This is a genomic window from Streptomyces sp. NPDC020681, from assembly GCF_044334895.1.
GTDB lineage: Bacteria > Actinomycetota > Actinomycetes > Streptomycetales > Streptomycetaceae > Streptomyces.
The window spans coordinates 80,925-97,753 of record NZ_JBIRTX010000002.1; the positions used below are offsets into that span (position 1 = coordinate 80,925).

Consider the following 16,829-nt stretch of genomic DNA (forward strand, 5'->3'; position numbering starts at 1 on the left):
GTGGACACATGACCGCAATGAAAGTAGCACCCCAGGTACAGGAATGGACACCGCGACCGCCTACGCTGTTGTTCATGACCGACGAGAAGCGCCGCCCGCGCCCCGCAGCCCAGTACGGACCGACCGGCGAGGCGGTCGCGCTCAACGTCAGGACCCTGCGCAATCGCCGGAACATGACGATCTACGCCCTGTCGGGCGTCCTCGCCCGGATCGGCCGGCCCATCACCCCGTCGGCCATCGCAAAGATCGAGAAGCAGCAGCGGCAAGTGACCGTCGACGACCTTGTTGCCCTGGCTGCAGCGCTCGACGTCAGCCCTCTGGCGCTCCTGCTGCCGACCGTCGGCAGTGGACAGGAGGGCGTGCGGCTCGCCGAAGACCTCGAGGTCACCGCTGCCGCGGCCTGGGAGTGGGCGGATGGCCAGAAGCCTCTGACCCGGTCCGAGGGCGACCCGCACGGCGACCTGCTGCGCTTCCGCCTGGACTCGAGGCCGGCCTGGGACCGCGACCCGATCCGGAAGATGTACAACGAGATGCTGTCGGGGGCGGCTCAGCGAGAGGCGCTGGTTGGCCAGACTGGCGAGTGGTCCAAGGAGGCGGACGGAACATGGGTGCTGCGCACTCCGGCCGGCGTTGAGATCTGGCGCGGCCCGACGCCGGACCAGTCGGAGGAGGATTGATGGCCCGTGTATGGATCGAGGACCGGGAGAACCACGCCGACTACCAGACGGCCATGGAGAAGTGGCAGGCAGCGAAGCGTGAGGGCTCCAAGCGCCAGCCGCCGGGCCGTTGGCGGGTCCGCTGGTACGGGCCGGACGGGAAGCCGAAGGCGCTGACGTTCGGCAAGCTGCCACAGGCCGAGGCCGAGGTGCACGCCATCACGGCCCGCCTCGACAAGGGCTCGTACCGGGACCCGAAGTCGGGCAAGGCCGCGGTGAAGCTGGTCGCCGAGGAGTGGTTCTCCTCGAAACGCAAGGTCGGGCGGACGACGCGCCACGACTACCGGGAGATCCTGGACCTGTACGTGATCCCGAAGTGGGGCGACTGGCAGGTGTCCGCGATCCAGTGGGAGGACGTGTCTGCCTGGCTCACGGAGCTGTGTACGAAGCCGGGGAAGTCGGGCCGGATCCTCGGCCCCGCCCGGATCGTCAAGACGTACCGCGTGTTCTCGATGGTCATGAAGCACGCGGTGTTCTCGAAGCGGATCTCGACCAGCCCCGCCCACGACCACGACCTGCCGCGGCCGGACGACGAGGACGAGCACGTCTACCTCACCTACGACCAGCTCGAGCAGCTGGCGTTGGCGGCCGGCGAGTACCGGCTGATGATCCTGACCCTCGGGTACTGCGGTATCCGGTGGGCCGAGGCGTCCGCCATCAAGGCCGGCCGCCTGCTCGTCCCGCAGCGGCGCATACGGATCGTGCAGAACTACACCGACGTCAAGGGCGAGTTGGCTCTGGGCCCGGTGAAGAACCACGAGAAGCGCTCTGTGCCCCTGCCGCGCTCGTTCGCCGACGAGCTGGGCACCTTGGCCAAGCCGAAGGCGCAGAGCGACCTTCTGTTCACTGCGCCCGAGGGCGGACCGCTGCGGTACAACAACTTCCGCAACAGGGTCTTTGATCCGGCGGTGCGGGAGGCAGGACTCGAGGGCATGGGCGTCACGCCGCACAAGCTGCGGCACACCGCGGCGTCCCTCGCCATCGCGGCCGGGGCGGATGTGAAGGTGATTCAGCTCATGCTCGGACACAAGGACGCGTCGATGACGCTGAACATCTACGGGCACCTGTTCCCCGACCGACTGGACGAGGTGGCCGACGCCCTCGACGTAGGCCGAAAGGTCGCACTGGCTATGGCTGGTGCGTCGCTCACTCAGCCTGGGTGATCAAACCAGGGTGTACGAAATGCGTATGGGCCCCTCGGAGTGATCTCCGGGGGGCCCATCTCATACGGCCGTTGACCAGCCGTTTTCCATCTGAGCCGCCTTCGGGATTCGAACCCGAGACCTACGCATTACGAGTGCGTTGCTCTGGCCAACTGAGCTAAGGCGGCAAGCTGCGGATATACCGGTCCTCGCAGGACACGTTCGCATCCGCAGCGGCGCCAAGTCTACAGGGTTGTTTCGGGTGCCCCGAACCAGGTCCCGGAGCAGGTCCGGGACCCTCCGCCGCGCCCCGTCGGCGGTCAGGAGCAGCGCTTGTCCTTCGGTGGGACCTTGCCCTCCAGCAGGTACGTGTTGATCGCCGTGTCGATGCAGTCGCTGCCGCGGCCGTACGCCGTGTGGCCGTCGCCCTCGTACGTCAGCAGCGTCCCGGACGACAGCTGCCCGGCCAGACCCTGTGCCCACTTGTACGGCGTGGCCGGGTCGCGGGTGGTGCCGACGACCAGGATCGGGGCCGCGCCCTTCGCCTCGATGCGGTGCGGCTTTCCGGTGGCGGGTGTCGGCCAGTACCCGCAGTTCAGTGAGGCCCACGCGAAGCCGCGACCGAAGACCGGCGCGGCCTTCTCGAACGCCGGGAGGGCCGACTCGACCGCCTTCGGATCGTTGAACGCCGGCGGCAGGTCGAGGCAGTTGACGGCCGCGTTGGCGAACATCAGGTTCGCGTACGAGCCGTCGTCCCCCCGCTCGTAGTAGCTGTCGGCGAGCGCGAGAAGCCCCGCACCGTCGCCGGCCATGGCGCTTGTGAGAGCCTCACGCAGCTGCGGCCAGGCCCCCTCGTCGTACATCGCGGCGACCACTCCGGTGGTGGCCAGCGACTCGCCGAGCGGACGGCTCTCGCCGGTCGGGACGGGCTTGGCGTCGAGCTCGGTGAAGAAGGCTTTGAGGCGGCGGGAGGCGTCGGCGACGGACGTGGTGCCGAGCGGACAGTCCGGCTGCCGGATGCAGTCGGCGGCGAAGGACTGGAAAGCGGTCTCGAAGCCCGCCGTCTGCTCGCGGTTCAGCTGGCGGGCCGGGAGCGAGGGATCCATCGCGCCGTCGAGCACGAGGCGGCCGGTGCGGCTCGGGAACAGCTCGGCGTACGTCGCGCCGAGGAACGTGCCGTAAGAAGCGCCGACGTAGTTCAGCTTCTCGTCGCCGAGCACCGCGCGCAGAATGTCCATGTCACGGGCCGCGTCGACGGTCGAGACATGCGGCAGCACCTCGCCGGAACGCCGCTCGCAGCCCGTCGCGAAGCCCTTGAACGACGTGGCGAGGCGGTTTGTCTCGGCCGTGTCGTCCGGGGTCTGGTCGACCTGCGTGTACGCGTCCATCTGCTTGCCGGTGAGGCATTCGACGGGCTCACTGCGGGCGACGCCGCGCGGGTCGACGGCCACCATGTCGTAGCGGGCGCGGACGGGCGCGGGGTAGCCGATGCCCGCGTAGCCCTGGAGGTACTCGACGGCCGAAGCGCCGGGACCGCCCGGGTTGACCTGTAGCGAGCCGAGCCGCTTGCCGGGGCCGGTGGCCTTCTTGCGGGCCACGGCCAGCTGGACGGACTCGCCGCCGGGCTTGGCGTAGTCGAGCGGAGCCTTCATCGTCGAGCACTCGAACCCGGGGACACCACAACCCCGCCACTTCAACTGCTGCGCGTAGTACGGCTCGAGCGCGGCGTCGGGAGAGGCGTCGGGCGCGGCGGCTCCGCCGGCGGTGGACGCGGTGGCGTCGGGCGACGAACTCCCGTCCGTACAGCCGGAGACCAGCAGGCCGGCGGCAGCCAGCGCGAGGGCGGAGGTGCGGAACAAGCGCCAGGTGTCCATGCCCGGAGCGTAGGCGACGGCGCGGAATGATGCCCGTCCGTCCCCGTACGGGTGAGCCGGTCAATCACGTCACGTCGCCGGGCGACGCGGGACGTTCAGCCCGCGCGCAGAGCCACCGTCATCGCTTCCACCGCCAGCAGCGGCGCCACATTCGCCTCCAGCGCCTCACGGCAGGCGACCACCGCCTCTATCTGGCGCAGCGTGCCCGCCGGCGTCGAGGCGCGGGCGATCCGGTCGAGTGAGTCCCGTACGTCGCCGTTGGCGAGCGCGATCTCCGAGCCCAGCTGGAGGGCCAGCACATCGCGGTAGAACCCGGTCAGATCGCTGAGCGCGAGATCCAGGCTGTCCCGCTGCGTACGCGTCTTGCGGCGCTTCTGCCGGTCCTCCAGCTCCTTCATCGCACCCGCGGTCCCGCGCGGCATCCGGCCGCCCTGCGACGCGCCGAGTGCCGCCTTGAGCTCGTCCGTCTCCTTCGCGTCGACCTCGTCCGCGGCCTGATTGGCGTCCTCGGCCGCGGCGTCGATCAGCTCCTGCGCGGCCTTGAGGCAGCCGCCGATGTCCTCGACGCGCAGCGGCAGCTTCAGCACGGTGGCACGGCGGGCCCGGGCCCGCTCGTCGGTGGCCAGGCGGCGGGCCCGGCCGATGTGGCCCTGCGTCGCGCGGGCGGCGGCGGCCGCGACATCGGGCTCGATCCCGTCGCGCCGGATCAGCACATCGGCGACGGCGGAGACCGGTGGCGTACGAAGGGTGAGGTGGCGGCAGCGCGAACGGATCGTCGGCAGCACATCCTCCAGCGACGGCGCGCACAACAGCCATACGGTGCGGGGCGCCGGCTCCTCGACGGCCTTCAGGAGCACATTGCCCGCGCCCTCGGTGAGGCGGTCGGCGTCCTCCAGGATGATCACCTGCCAGCGGCCGACGGCGGGCGACAGCTGCGCGCGGCGGACCAGCTCGCGCGTCTCCTTGACGCCGATGGACAGCAGGTCGGTGCGGATGACGTCCACGTCGGCGTGCGTACCGACGAGAGCGGTGTGACAGCCGTCGCAGAAGCCGCAGCCGGGTGCACCGCCGAGGGCACGGTCGGGACTGACGCACTGCAGGGCGGCGGCGAAGGACCTGGCGGCGGTGGCCCGGCCGGAACCTGGGGGTCCGGTGAAGAGCCACGCATGCGTCATCTTCGAGGTGTCCGGCAACGGCTCACCGAGGCTGCCCGCGGTGACGAGGGCATCGGCATCCCGGGCGGCGGCGCTGAGCTGCGCCTGGACCCGGTCCTGGCCGACGAGGTCGTCCCACACGGCCATGTGCCGTCACCTGCCCTTCCTACGGGATCTCCCATTGTGGGGCAGGGGTCTGACAGTCGGGGCCGCGCACCTGGACGCGTGGGTGTGAGGCGGGGGTTGAGGCGGGGGCGCACGCCCCCGAACCCCAGCGGCGCGGATGACCACGCCCGGTGCGGAGCCGACGATCCGGCGCGGCCGCCCCGGACCGGTGTCCGGGGCGAAGCCCCGGTGTCAGCGCCTCCTGCGGCGGTCGTCCTCGTCCTCGTGCGGACCCAGCAGTTCGTCCGCCAGCGTCGGGAGGTCGTCCAGCGGAGTCTCCTCCGCCCAGTCCGAGCGGCGGCGCGAGCGGTCCGACTCCTCGCCGACCTGGGGGAGCTCCCTCGTACGGTCGTCCGACTCCGTGACCGGCGGAAGCACCGCCGTCTCGTCCGCGTCCCGAGGAGCGACCGGCGGAAGCACCGCCGTCTCAGCGGCGTCCGCGGGAGCCGCCGGCTTCGGGACCTCCTGCGTCTCCTCGTCCGGCCTGACCACCGGCGTGGGCACGGTCACCTCGGAAGCCGAAGCAGCAGACGCCTTGGACTCAGCGGCAGCCGAAGCAGACGCGGCAGCGGCAGCCGCTTCCGCCTGCCTCCTCGCCTCCTCCGCCCTCAGCAGCGCCTCCTCCGCCTTGCGCTGCTTCTCCAGGCGCCGTTCCTCCGCCTCGGCCCGCAGCCGGGCCTCCTCCTCGGCCTGCTTGCGCCGTCGCTCCTGCTCCGCCGCGGCCGCCTTCTCCTCCGCGAGGCGGCGCGCCCGCTCCTCCTCCGCGAGCCGCCGTGCCTCCTCGGCCCGCTGCCGGGCCTCCTCCGCCTGCCGTTCGGCCTCGCGCTGCCGCGCCTCCTCCAGCTCGCGGCGCTTGCGCTCCTCCTCCTCGGCACGGAGCTTGGCGAGCTGCGCCTGGCGCTCGCGTTCGATCCGCTCTTCCTCCGCCTTCCGCGCGGCTTCGGCCTCCGCGCGCCGGCGGGCCTCCTCCTCGGCTGCCTTCCGGGCCTCTTCCTGGGCCTTGACCTCGGCGTCGGAGAGCGGCAGGAGCTGGTCGAGCCGGTGTCGTACGACGGTCGTGACGGCCTGCGGGTCCTGGCCCGCGTCGACCACCAGGTACCGGCCGGGGTCGGCCGCGGCCAGCGTCAGGAACCCGGCCCGTACGCGCTGGTGGAACTCCACCGGCTCCGACTCCAGCCGGTCCGGCGCCTCGGTGAACCGTTCCCGGGCCGTCTCCGGCGCGACGTCCAGCAGCACGGTGAGATGCGGTACGAGCCCGTCCGTCGCCCACCGGTTGACACGGGCGATCTCGGTCGGCGACAGATCGCGGCCGGCGCCCTGGTAGGCGACCGACGAGTCGATGTAGCGGTCGGAGATGACGATCGCGCCGCGCTCCAGCGCGGGCCGTACGACCGATCCGACGTGCTCGGCGCGGTCGGCCGCGTACAGCAGTGCCTCCGCGCGGTTCGACAGACCGGCCGACGAGACGTCGAGCAGGATCGACCGCAGCCGCTTCCCGACCGGGGTCGCGCCCGGCTCGCGCGTGACGACGACCTCGTGCCCCTTCGCGCGGATCCACTCCGCGAGCGCCTCGACCTGCGTGGACTTCCCGGCCCCGTCGCCGCCCTCTATGGCGATGAAGAAACCGGTCGCGGCCGGTGCCGTCGCCTGGTCGGCCCCGCCGCGCAGCGCGTCGCCGAGGTCGCGGCGCAGCGGCACGCCCGCCCGGTCGTCCGTCTTCGCGAGGACGATCGCCGCGACGGGCAGCAGCAACGCGCCGACCAGCATCAGCGTGAAGGCCGCGCCGCCGTGCGCGAACACGAAGTCGCCGTTGGCCAGCCGGTGCGGCCCGATCGCCGCGGCGAGCAGCGGCGCGGCGATGGCACCGAGGCCGATGGAGACGCGGACGACGGCCTGGAGGTGCTCGGTGATGCGGGCCCGTCGGAAGTCCTCGGACTCCTGGTCGATGAGCGCGTGCCCGGTGGCCGCGGCGACGCCCGCCGCGAGGCCCGCGAGCAGCGCGATGAAGAGCACGGTCGCCGTGTCCGGGACCAGCCCCATGGCGAGCAGCGCGACTCCGGTGACCGCCAGCGCCAGGGCGAGCAGCCGCCGGCGCGACAGCGTGGGCAGTACGGACGCCGCGCCGCGGATGCCGATGGCGGTGCCGCCGGTCAGCGCGAGCACGAGGAGAGCGAAGGCGGCGGGACCGCCGCGCAGGTCGAAGGCGTGCAGTACGGCGACGGCGACGGCCGAGGAGATCGCCGCGGCGACCGCGGCGCAGCCGAGGACGAACAGCGGTATGGCGCCCGTACGTCCCTTGTCCAGGCCGCCTCCGGCGGCCGAGGTGGACGGCCGGCGCAGGCCTTCGAGCGGCGAACGCGGCCGCGCTGTCTGCGTACTGGGCAGTTCGACGAAGTACAGCGTCGACACGGAGGCGGCGAAGAGACCGGCCGCGACATACGACCCGAGGGCCGCCTGGTGCAGCGAGAACCATTCGATGCCCGAGCCCAGCAGATTGCCGACGAGCGTGGCTGCCAGCAGAACAGCGGCCCCGAGCGGGATCACGGCGAAGCTGGTGCGCAGCCAGAGCCTGCGGAGCGCGTCGAGGTGGTCGGGCAGCGGCCGCACGGCCGCGCCCTCCAGCGGCGGCGCGGGCAGCAGCGCGGGGGCCGCGCCGTCCCGCGCGACGGTCCAGAAACGCTCGGCGGCACCGGTGACGAAGACGGTGACCAGCAGGATCGCGGGCGCGTTGCCCGGCGTCCAGTCGATCCACAGCGGTGCGACGACGAGCAGGGCGACCCGCAGCCCGTCCGCGCCGATCATGGTCCAGCGCCGGTCGAGCGGACCCTTGGCCGAGGTGAGTGCCGTGAGCGGGCCGAGCAGTACGGCTCCGAAGAGCAGGGTGGCAAGTACGCGCACGCCGAGCACAGCGGCGACGGAGAAGGCCGCCCCGCGGTAACCGGCCCCGAACGTGCCGTCCGCCACCGCCGCCTGCAGGGTCAGCAGCAGCAGGACGAATACGGCGACCGCGTCCCCGATACCGCCGACCATCTGTGCGTTCCACAGCCGCCGGAGCGGAGGGAAGCGCAAGAGGGCGCGCAGGGCGCGCTCACGGGAGTCCGCGACAAGGGCCTCGGAATGGGCGCTGGAGTCTGAGGCAGTCTCTGAGGCGGTTCTCAGGACCGCCTGCTGCTCGGCTGGCTGCTCGGCTCGCGTCATCCGCCCAGCCTATCCGGAGCGAACCACTCCCCGGAGGGCTGTCCGAACACATGGGCGCTTTGTGCAAAGCGTCGGAGAACTCCCCCAACACACCCCGCACAAAGCGCCGTAAAGCGACGGCGAAACCGACTACTCGTCGGTGGAAGCCGGCGTGGCAGCCTTCTTCGCCGCGGCCGTCGTCTTCTTGGCAGCCGTCTTCTTGGCGGTGGTCTTCTTCGCCACCGTCTTCTTGGCGGCCGCCTTCTTGGCCGGGGCCTTCTTCGCGGGAGCCTTCTTCGCCGTCTTCTTGGCGGGTCCCTTGGCGCGCTTCTCGGCGAGCAGCTCGTAGCCGCGCTCCGGCGTGATGTCCTCGACGCTGTCGCCGGTGCGCAGGGTCGCGTTCGTCTCGCCGTCGGTGACGTACGGACCGAAGCGGCCGTCCTTGACGACCACCGGCTGCTCGCTGACCGGGTCCGTGCCGAGCTCCTTCAGCGGCGGCTTGGCGGCCGCCCGCCCGCGCTGCTTCGGCTGTGCGTAGATCGCCAGCGCCGCTTCCAGCGTGATGCTGAAGAGCTGGTCCTCGGTCTCCAGCGAGCGCGAGTCCGTGCCCTTCTTCAGGTACGGGCCGTACCGGCCGTTCTGCGCGGTGATCTCCACGCCCTCGGCGTCGGTGCCGACGACCCGCGGGAGGGACATCAGCTTGAGCGCGTCCTCGAGCGTGACCGTGTCCAGCGACATCGACTTGAAGAGCGAGGCGGTACGCGGCTTGACCGCGTTCTTGCCGGTCTTCGGGGTGCCCTCGGGCAGGATCTCGGTGACATACGGGCCGTACCGGCCGTCCTTCGCCACGATCTCGTGCCCGGACACCGGGTCCGTGCCGAGCGCGAAGTCGCCGCTCGGCTTGGCCAGCAGCTCCTCCGCGTACTCCACCGTCAGCTCGTCGGGCGCGAGATCGGTCGAGACGTCGGCGCGCTGATGGCCTTCCGAGTCCTTCTCGCCGCGCTCGATGTACGGGCCGTACCGGCCGACGCGCAGCACGATGCCTTCGCCGACCGGGAAGCTGGAGATCTCCCGGGCGTCGATCGCGCCGAGGTCGGTCACCAGTTCCTTCAGACCGCCGAGGTGGTCGCCGTCGCCGTTGCCCGCACCGGAGGCCGCGCCGCGGTCGTCGCCCGCGCCGAAGTAGAAGCGCTTCAGCCACGGCACGGCCTGCGCCTCGCCCCGCGCGATGCGGTCGAGGTCGTCCTCCATGCGGGCGGTGAAGTCGTAGTCGACGAGCCGGCCGAAGTGCTTCTCCAGCAGGTTGACCACGGCGAAGCTCAGGAAGGAGGGGACCAGTGCGGTGCCCTTCTTGAAGACATAGCCGCGGTCGAGGATGGTGCCGATGATCGAGGCGTACGTCGACGGGCGGCCGATCTCGCGCTCTTCCAGCTCCTTGACCAGCGAGGCCTCGGTGTAGCGGGCCGGCGGCTTGGTCGCGTGGCCGTCGACCGAGATCTCCTCGGCGGCGAGCGCGTCGCCCTCGGCGACCTGCGGCAGCCGCCGCTCGCGGTCGTCGAGCTCGGCGTTCGGGTCGTCGGCGCCTTCCACGTACGCCTTCATGAAGCCGTGGAAAGTGATCGTCTTGCCGGACGCGGTGAATTCGGCGTCACGGCCGTCGCTCGCCCGCCCGCCGATCTTCACGGTGACGGAGTTTCCGACGGCGTCCTTCATCTGGGAAGCGACGGTCCGCTTCCAGATCAGTTCGTAGAGCCGGAACTGGTCGCCGCTCAGGCCCGTCTCGGCCGGGGTGCGGAAACGATCACCCGAAGGGCGGATCGCCTCGTGCGCCTCCTGCGCGTTCTTGACCTTCCCGGCGTACACACGGGGCTTCTCGGGCAGGTAGTTGGCCCCGTACAGCTGCGTGACCTGCGCCCGGGCCGCCGATACCGCGGTGTCGGAGAGCGTGGTGGAGTCCGTACGCATGTAGGTGATGAAGCCGTTCTCGTACAGCTTCTGCGCGACCTGCATGGTGGCCTTGGCCCCGAAGCCCAGCTTGCGCGAGGCCTCCTGCTGCAGCGTCGTCGTACGGAAAGGTGCGTACGGAGAGCGGCGGTACGGCTTCGACTCGACCGAGCGGACGGCGAACGAGGCGTTCTCGAGCGCGGCGGCCAGCGCCCGGGCGTTCGCCTCGTCCAGGTGCAGCACCTGGTCGGACTTGAGCCGGCCGTCCGAACCGAAGTCACGGCCCTGGGCGACGCGCCGTCCGTCGACGGTGTTCAGGCGGGCCGTGAGGGTCGAGGGGTCGGAGGCGTCACCGGTGCGGCCGGTGGAGAACGTGCCGGTCAGATCCCAGTACTCGGCGGAACGGAAGGCGATGCGCTCGCGCTCCCGCTCGACGACGAGCCTGGTCGCGACGGACTGCACGCGGCCCGCGGACAGCCGCGGCATGACCTTCTTCCACAGGACCGGCGAGACCTCGTAGCCGTAGAGACGGTCGAGGATACGGCGGGTTTCCTGGGCGTCGACCATGCGCTGGTTGAGCTCGCGCGGGTTGGCGACGGCGTCGCGGATCGCGTCCTTGGTGATCTCGTGGAAGACCATCCGGTGGACCGGGACCTTGGGCTTGAGGACTTCCAGCAGGTGCCAGGCGATGGCCTCGCCCTCGCGGTCCTCATCGGTGGCGAGGTAGAGCTCGTCGGATTCGGCGAGCTGCTCCTTGAGCTTTCTGACCTGGGCCTTCTTGTCGGCATTGACGACATAGATCGGCTGGAAGTCGTTCTCGACATCGACACCCAGGCGCCGCACCTCACCGGTGTACTTCTCGGGCACCTCGGCGGCGCCGTTCGGGAGGTCGCGGATGTGCCCGACGCTCGCCTCGACGACATAGCCGGGGCCGAGGTAGCCCTTGATCGTCTTCGCCTTGGCAGGCGACTCGACGATCACGAGTCGGCGGCCGCCCTGTGCGGTCTCGCTGGTCGGGGACAACTTCGCTCTTCTCTCCGGTCGACGCTCGGTGTGCGTACACGGCAGTGCGGCACGGGGTGGCGCACTGCTGTGGCGCTGCTGTCGCTGCGGAGTGTGACGGTACAACCCGCCCCCGTGTCAAACGGCAAAAGCCCGCAACGGCCACTCGAACGGTAACCCGAGTCCGGGCATTCCTGCCGCCCGGACCGGCACGAAGACGCTCAGGGCCCCCGGTCAGACCCGGCCGAAGCACCAGACGCCGGCGGCGAGGAACACCGCGCCGAAGAGTGTGGCGAGAGCGACCGCCGTGGCGGGACTCACTCCGTGGGCGACCGGTGCGCGGTGCAGCACGCGCACTCCGGTCCACAGCAGCAGCGCGGCTCCGAACAGCGTGAACGCCGCTCCCGCGAAGATCGCCGGCCCGCTCTCCATGCCCTGTCCCGTCTTCCGTCCTCAGTGACGCCGAGGCTGGCAGCTCCCGGCGTCGTGGGCGCGAATTCCGGGTGAACGTGGCGTGGGTTCACCCGCGCGGATCCGGACGCTCCCCTTCTATACGGTCGGCGCGGCACGACACCACGCGGCCGCCCGGAAACCGAACATTGGCCGGATCCGCCTCTTGGCGTGGCAGCTACCGTCCGAGTGGAGCCACCGGCTCCAGAAAACCTTCCTCCACCAGGAGCCGGAGCGCCTGCGGCGTGCGGTCGCGCAGCAGCACCGGATCCTCGTCGAGGAGCTGAGCGATGGCGTCCAGGATCCGGCCCGCGCTCAGCGTCCCGTCGCACGCCCCGGCGAACCCGGCGCCCACCGTGTCCACCTTGGTCGCGCGCCGCATGCCCCGGTTCTGACGCAGCACCACATGCTCCGGGTCCTCCGCGCCCGCCAGCCCGACCTGCTCCTGCACGACCTCCGCCGCCAGCGCGAAGTGGTCGGCGAGCAGGGCCGCGTCGTCGTGCGTCCGCAGGTAGTCCTGCCGCTCGAAGTGCGCCTGAACGCCGGCCCCCAGCGGCTGTTCGACCGGGTGCGGCCACTCCTCGGCGACGATCGACGGACGGTCCGAACCGGACCTGCGCAGCGTGATCCAGCCGAAGCCGACTGCCCTGGTCTTACGCCTCTCGAACTCGTCCAGCCATGCGTCGTACCGCGCCGCGTACTGCTCGGGGTCGCCGCGGTGGTCGCCGCTGTCGCGCAGCCACAACTCGGCGTACTGCGTCACGTCCTGGACCTCGCGCTGCACGATCCAGGCGTCGCAGCCGCGCGGCACCCAGGAACGCAGCCGCTCCTGCCACTCCTCGCCCTCCACGTGCTGCCAGTTGGCGAGGAACTGGGCGTATCCACCGTCGTTCAGCCGGTCGCCGGCCTGCTGGACGAGCGTGCGGCACAGATCGTCGCCGCCCATCCCGCCGTCGCGGTAGGTCAGCCGGGCGCCGGGAGAGATCACGAACGGCGGGTTCGACACGATCAGGTCATACGTGTCGTCCCGCACCGGCTCGAAGAGCGAGCCCTCGCGCAGCTCGGCCTCCGGCGCGCCGGAGAGCGCCAGTGTGAGGCGGGCGAAGTGCAGGGCACGGGGGTTGAGATCGGTGGCCGTGACCCTGGTGGCGTGCTGCGCGGCGTGCAGCACCTGGATGCCGGACCCGGTGCCCAGGTCGAGCGCGGAGGCCACCGGCGTACGCACGGTGATTCCGGCGAGCGTGGTGGACGCGCCGCCGACGCCGAGGACGACGCCTTCGCCCTGTCCGCCCGCGCCCGCGGCGCCGCCGACGGCACAGCCGAGGTCGGAGACGATGAACCAGTCCTGCCCCTCGGGCCCGCCGTACGGCCGGAGATCCACGGCGGCCCGGATCTCGTCCCCGTCGCGCGCCACCCAGCCGTCGGCCAGGCACTCCTCCAGCGGCAGAGCGGCCACCGCCTGCCTGTACGGAGTGGGCTGCTGGAGCAGGAACAGCCGCACGAGCGTGTCCAGTACGCCGTCCCCGCGGGTGGCGCGCAGAGCGGGCACGGTCTCGCTGCGGGCCAGCGCGGCGTACGCGGAAGCGCCGAGCCGGTCGAGCAGCCCGTCGACGGTGAAGGCGCCGGAGAGAAGCGCCTCACGCAGCCGGGGCGCGTGGTCGGGCGAGGGAAGGCCTGAGGCGGGACTGGTCGTACTCACCTGCCCATTGTGGCGGCCGCCACTGACAATCGCCGCACCGCGGCGCGTACTACGCGGGTCTGCGGCCCTGCGGCCCAGCGAGCGGCCCTGCGAGCGGCCCTGCGACCGTCAGGCGGCGGGCGGGCTGGACACGACCGGAGCCTTGCAGCCCGGCTGCTTGGCGATCGCCTCGCCCGTGTCGCCCTGGTTGAGCCGCTTCCGCGCGGCCTCGTTCTTCTCGATCTTGCCCAGCCCGGTCGCGACAGGCTGCAGCCCGTCCGCGAACTTCTGCTGGTTCTTGGCGTCGAGCGCGTCGATCTGCTTCTTCAGATCGAGGTAGGACTTGGAGTTGGCGTCGAGTTCGGCGGCCGCGTCCTGCACCAGCTTCTCGCCGTTGTCGACCGGCGGCGTTCCGGCGCCGCGCAGGGCGGCCGCAAGCGCCTTGTTCACGTCCGAGAGGTCCTGGAAGGCCTTGGAGTCCGCGGCCTGGATCTGGGCCGGCTTACTGTCCACGGCGGTCTGCCGGATGGTCTGCTCGGCGTCGGTCTTCTTCTTCAGCTGCGGCTGAGCCTGGTCGCAGTACTTCTTGGCCCAGTCGTCGGCCGTGAACTTGTCCGCGTCGTCACTGGTGCAGCTCGAAAGCGCGAGTACCAGTACCGCAGCGCCGGACACTGCGACCGCAAGCTTCTTCTTCACCGGTTTGGTCCCTTCCAAGGCTTCTCGGCCCCGGAACATACACGCCATGTGCGCGACATTCGCACCTCGTACGTCCGAAATACTACTCATTGGAGCGATTTGCACCAGGAGAGACAAGGCTCACGACAGCGGGCGCGGCGGCATGCAAACGGGCGGACGGCGCACAACGTGCGCCGTCCGCCCACCTGTTGAGCAGGAGCTACGAAACCACCGCGGGATCCGGTGACGCCGCGCTTCGCTCCGCCGCATTGGGTTCGTCACCCATAGCGATGCCCCTCCGCTTGGAGATGTACACGGCGCCGACGATCACGAGGATCGAGAGCACCGCCACCACCGCCCGGATTCCGGGGCTCGCGTCGTCTCCGTAGCTGAACTGGATCACCGCCGGCGCAATCAGCAGCGCCACCAGGTTCATCACCTTGAGTAGCGGGTTGATCGCGGGACCCGCGGTGTCCTTGAACGGGTCGCCGACGGTGTCGCCGATCACGGTCGCCGCATGGGCCTCGCTGCCCTTTCCGCCGTGATGGCCGTCCTCGACGAGTTTCTTGGCGTTGTCCCACGCACCACCGGAGTTGGCGAGGAAGACCGCCATCAGCGTGCCGGTGCCGATCGCACCCGCGAGGAACGAGCCAAGGGCTCCGACGCCGAGCGAGAAACCGACCGCGATCGGCGTCAGCACGGCGAGCAGACCCGGTGTGGCGAGCTCGCGCAGCGCATCCTTGGTGCAGATGTCGACGACGCGCCCGTACTCCGGCTTCTCCGTGTAGTCCATGATCCCGGGGTGCTCGCGGAACTGCCGCCGCACCTCGTAGACCACCGCGCCCGCCGACCGGGACACAGCGCTGATCGCCAGCCCGGAGAAGAGGAAGACGACCGCGGCGCCGAGGATCAGGCCCACCAGGTTGTTGGGCTGCGAGATGTCCATCACGAGGTTCATCGGAGCGCCGTCGCCGAGCTTCGCGCCCACTTCGCCGGCCGCCGTCGCGATGGCATCGCGGTACGAGCCGAAGAGCGCCGCCGCCGCCAGTACGGCGGTGGCGATGGCGATTCCCTTGGTGATGGCCTTGGTGGTGTTGCCGACGGCGTCCAGGTCGGTGAGCACCTGCGCGCCCGCGCCCGTGACGTCGCCGGACATCTCGGCGATGCCCTGGGCGTTGTCGGAGACGGGCCCGAAGGTGTCCATGGCGACGATGACGCCGACCGTGGTGAGCAGACCGGTGCCGGCCAGCGCCACCGCGAACAGGGCGAGCATGATCGACGTACCGCCGAGCAGGAACGCGCCGTACACGCCGAGGCCGATCAACAGCGCGGTGTAGACGGCGGATTCCAGACCGATGGAGATGCCGGCCAGCACGACCGTGGCGGGCCCGGTCAGCGAGGACTTGCCGATGTCCCGCACGGGACGCCGGGTGGTCTCGGTGAAGTACCCGGTCAACTGCTGGATCAGAGCCGCCAGCACGATGCCGATGGCGACGGCGACGAGCGCGAAAATCCGCGGGTCTCCGGCGTGCGTCTTGATCGCCGCATCGGTGACACCTTCCAACTCGGCGTACGAGGACGGCAGATAGACGAACACCGCCACCGCAACCAGGCCGAGCGAGATCAGGGCCGAGATGAAGAATCCGCGGTTGATGGCAGTCATCCCGCTGCGGTCGGCGCGCCGCGGGGCGACCGCGAAGATGCCGATCATCGCGGTGACCACGCCGATCGCCGGAACGATCAGCGGAAAGGCGAGTCCGGCGTCGCCGAATGCCGCCATGCCGAGGATGAGCGCCGCAACCAGCGTGACGGCGTACGACTCGAAGAGGTCGGCCGCCATGCCCGCGCAGTCGCCGACGTTGTCGCCCACGTTGTCCGCGATGGTCGCGGCATTGCGCGGGTCGTCCTCCGGGATGCCCTGCTCGACCTTGCCGACGAGGTCGGCGCCGACGTCGGCGGCCTTGGTGAAGATGCCGCCGCCGACACGCATGAACATGGCGATCAACGCGGCGCCGAGGCCGAAGCCCTCGAGCACCTTGGGCGCGTCGGCCGCGTAGACGAGAACGACGCAGGAGGCACCGAGCAGGCCGAGGCCCACCGTGAACATGCCGACCACGCCTCCCGTCCGGAAAGCGATCTTCATGGCCTTGTGCGAGACGGCCGTCAGATCCTTTTCGGGCTCGCCCTCCGCCGGTGTCGCTTCACGCGCGGCCGCGGCCACGCGCACATTGGCCCGTACGGCAAGACGCATGCCGATGTATCCGGTGGCCGCCGAGAAAAGCGCACCGACCAGGAAGAACACCGAACGGCCGCCACGCTGCGACCAGTCGTCCGCGGGCAGCAGCATCAGCAGGAAGAACACCACGACGGCGAAGACGCCAAGGGTGCGCAACTGCCGTGCCAGATAGGCGTTTGCTCCTTCTTGGACCGCCGCCGCGATCTTCTTCATGGAATCGGTGCCCTCGCCGGCGGCCAGTACCTGGCGCACCAGCAGCTGGGCGACGACCAGCGCCGCCAGCGCTACCGCAGCGATGACGATCACGATCAGTCGGTTGTCGTCGGTGAGTACCGCGGCAGCCAGGGAAATGGGTCGGTCGGACAGTTCTGGGTTGACGAGCCCCGCCATTCGTCCTCCTTGACGCTCAGAGCTCAAGATGTGGACGGATTGTAGGGAGCGGAACCTGATCAAAACAGTGGGCGGCAATTGAAATTGACCTTGAGTTGCTACTCAGCAAATGATCGAGTTCCGAAAGTCCCCCCGAAAGAGGTAACGGGACAAAGGCATTGACTCTTGATCAATGATCTAGAAAATGTGCCGGAAAAAGCAAAGAGGCCCTGCTCAGCAGGGCCTC

General features: G+C 70.4%; 10 protein-coding genes and 1 tRNA gene. 2 read left to right on the plus strand and 9 right to left on the minus strand.

Annotated features, from left to right (window positions below):
* Positions 1 to 74 precede the first annotated feature (74 nt).
* Together ACH4YL_RS03865 and ACH4YL_RS03870 are read left to right on the plus strand one after the other, a co-directional pair.
* Positions 75 to 677 carry a helix-turn-helix domain-containing protein gene (locus ACH4YL_RS03865; protein WP_398504545.1) on the plus strand — a complete coding sequence of 201 codons (603 nt, stop codon included), beginning with the start codon at positions 75 to 77 and terminating at the stop codon, positions 675 to 677.
* Positions 677 to 1,879, plus strand: a complete 1,203-nt coding sequence (locus ACH4YL_RS03870) for a tyrosine-type recombinase/integrase (protein ID WP_398504547.1) — start codon at positions 677 to 679, stop codon at positions 1,877 to 1,879. The genes ACH4YL_RS03865 and ACH4YL_RS03870 overlap by 1 nt, the downstream gene beginning before the upstream one ends.
* A 93-nt stretch (positions 1,880 to 1,972) precedes the next feature.
* Here ACH4YL_RS03870 and ACH4YL_RS03875 read toward each other — a convergent pair.
* The 9 genes from ACH4YL_RS03875 to ACH4YL_RS03915 all read right to left on the minus strand — a co-directional run bounded on the left by ACH4YL_RS03875 (position 1,973) and on the right by ACH4YL_RS03915 (position 16,603).
* Positions 1,973 to 2,046 (minus strand) — tRNA-Thr (locus tag ACH4YL_RS03875).
* A gap of 132 nt (positions 2,047 to 2,178) precedes the next feature.
* On the minus strand, positions 2,179 to 3,732 hold the full coding sequence (locus tag ACH4YL_RS03880; RefSeq protein ID WP_398504548.1) for an alpha/beta hydrolase: 1,554 nt from the start codon (positions 3,730 to 3,732) through the stop codon (positions 2,179 to 2,181).
* Between the two features lie 95 nt (positions 3,733 to 3,827).
* Complete coding sequence (locus ACH4YL_RS03885) at positions 3,828 to 5,033, minus strand: DNA polymerase III subunit delta' (RefSeq protein WP_398504550.1); 1,206 nt, start codon at positions 5,031 to 5,033, stop codon at positions 3,828 to 3,830.
* Between the two features lie 210 nt (positions 5,034 to 5,243).
* Positions 5,244 to 8,249, minus strand: a complete 3,006-nt coding sequence (gene tmk / locus ACH4YL_RS03890; RefSeq protein ID WP_398504552.1) for a dTMP kinase — start codon at positions 8,247 to 8,249, stop codon at positions 5,244 to 5,246.
* A gap of 129 nt (positions 8,250 to 8,378) precedes the next feature.
* Positions 8,379 to 11,195, minus strand: coding sequence for a type I DNA topoisomerase (gene topA, locus ACH4YL_RS03895; RefSeq protein ID WP_398504554.1), 2,817 nt, complete (start codon positions 11,193 to 11,195; stop codon positions 8,379 to 8,381).
* Positions 11,196 to 11,408: 213 nt separating this feature from the next.
* On the minus strand, positions 11,409 to 11,606 hold the full coding sequence (locus ACH4YL_RS03900; RefSeq protein WP_398504556.1) for a hypothetical protein: 198 nt from the start codon (positions 11,604 to 11,606) through the stop codon (positions 11,409 to 11,411).
* Between the two features lie 196 nt (positions 11,607 to 11,802).
* On the minus strand, positions 11,803 to 13,323 hold the full coding sequence (locus ACH4YL_RS03905) for a methyltransferase (protein WP_398504558.1): 1,521 nt from the start codon (positions 13,321 to 13,323) through the stop codon (positions 11,803 to 11,805).
* Between the two features lie 108 nt (positions 13,324 to 13,431).
* A complete protein-coding gene (locus tag ACH4YL_RS03910) occupies positions 13,432 to 13,998 on the minus strand; it encodes a small secreted protein (protein WP_398504560.1) in 567 nt (188 codons plus the stop codon).
* 199 nt (positions 13,999 to 14,197) lie between these two features.
* Positions 14,198 to 16,603, minus strand: coding sequence for a sodium-translocating pyrophosphatase (locus ACH4YL_RS03915; protein WP_398504562.1), 2,406 nt, complete (start codon positions 16,601 to 16,603; stop codon positions 14,198 to 14,200).
* Positions 16,604 to 16,829: the final 226 nt, after the last annotated feature.

Excerpts from the sequence above, each read along its gene's own strand:
- ACH4YL_RS03865 (WP_398504545.1), top strand. The coding sequence starts at position 75 with ATGACCGACGAGAAGCGCCGCCCGCGCCCCGCAGCCCAGTACGGACCG.
- ACH4YL_RS03885 (WP_398504550.1), bottom strand. The coding sequence starts at position 5,033 with ATGGCCGTGTGGGACGACCTCGTCGGCCAGGACCGGGTCCAGGCGCAG.
- ACH4YL_RS03900 (WP_398504556.1), bottom strand. The coding sequence starts at position 11,606 with ATGGAGAGCGGGCCGGCGATCTTCGCGGGAGCGGCGTTCACGCTGTTC.
- tmk (WP_398504552.1), bottom strand. The coding sequence starts at position 8,249 with ATGACGCGAGCCGAGCAGCCAGCCGAGCAGCAGGCGGTCCTGAGAACC.
- ACH4YL_RS03915 (WP_398504562.1), bottom strand. The coding sequence starts at position 16,603 with ATGGCGGGGCTCGTCAACCCAGAACTGTCCGACCGACCCATTTCCCTG.
- ACH4YL_RS03880 (WP_398504548.1), bottom strand. The coding sequence starts at position 3,732 with ATGGACACCTGGCGCTTGTTCCGCACCTCCGCCCTCGCGCTGGCTGCC.
- ACH4YL_RS03870 (WP_398504547.1), top strand. The coding sequence starts at position 677 with ATGGCCCGTGTATGGATCGAGGACCGGGAGAACCACGCCGACTACCAG.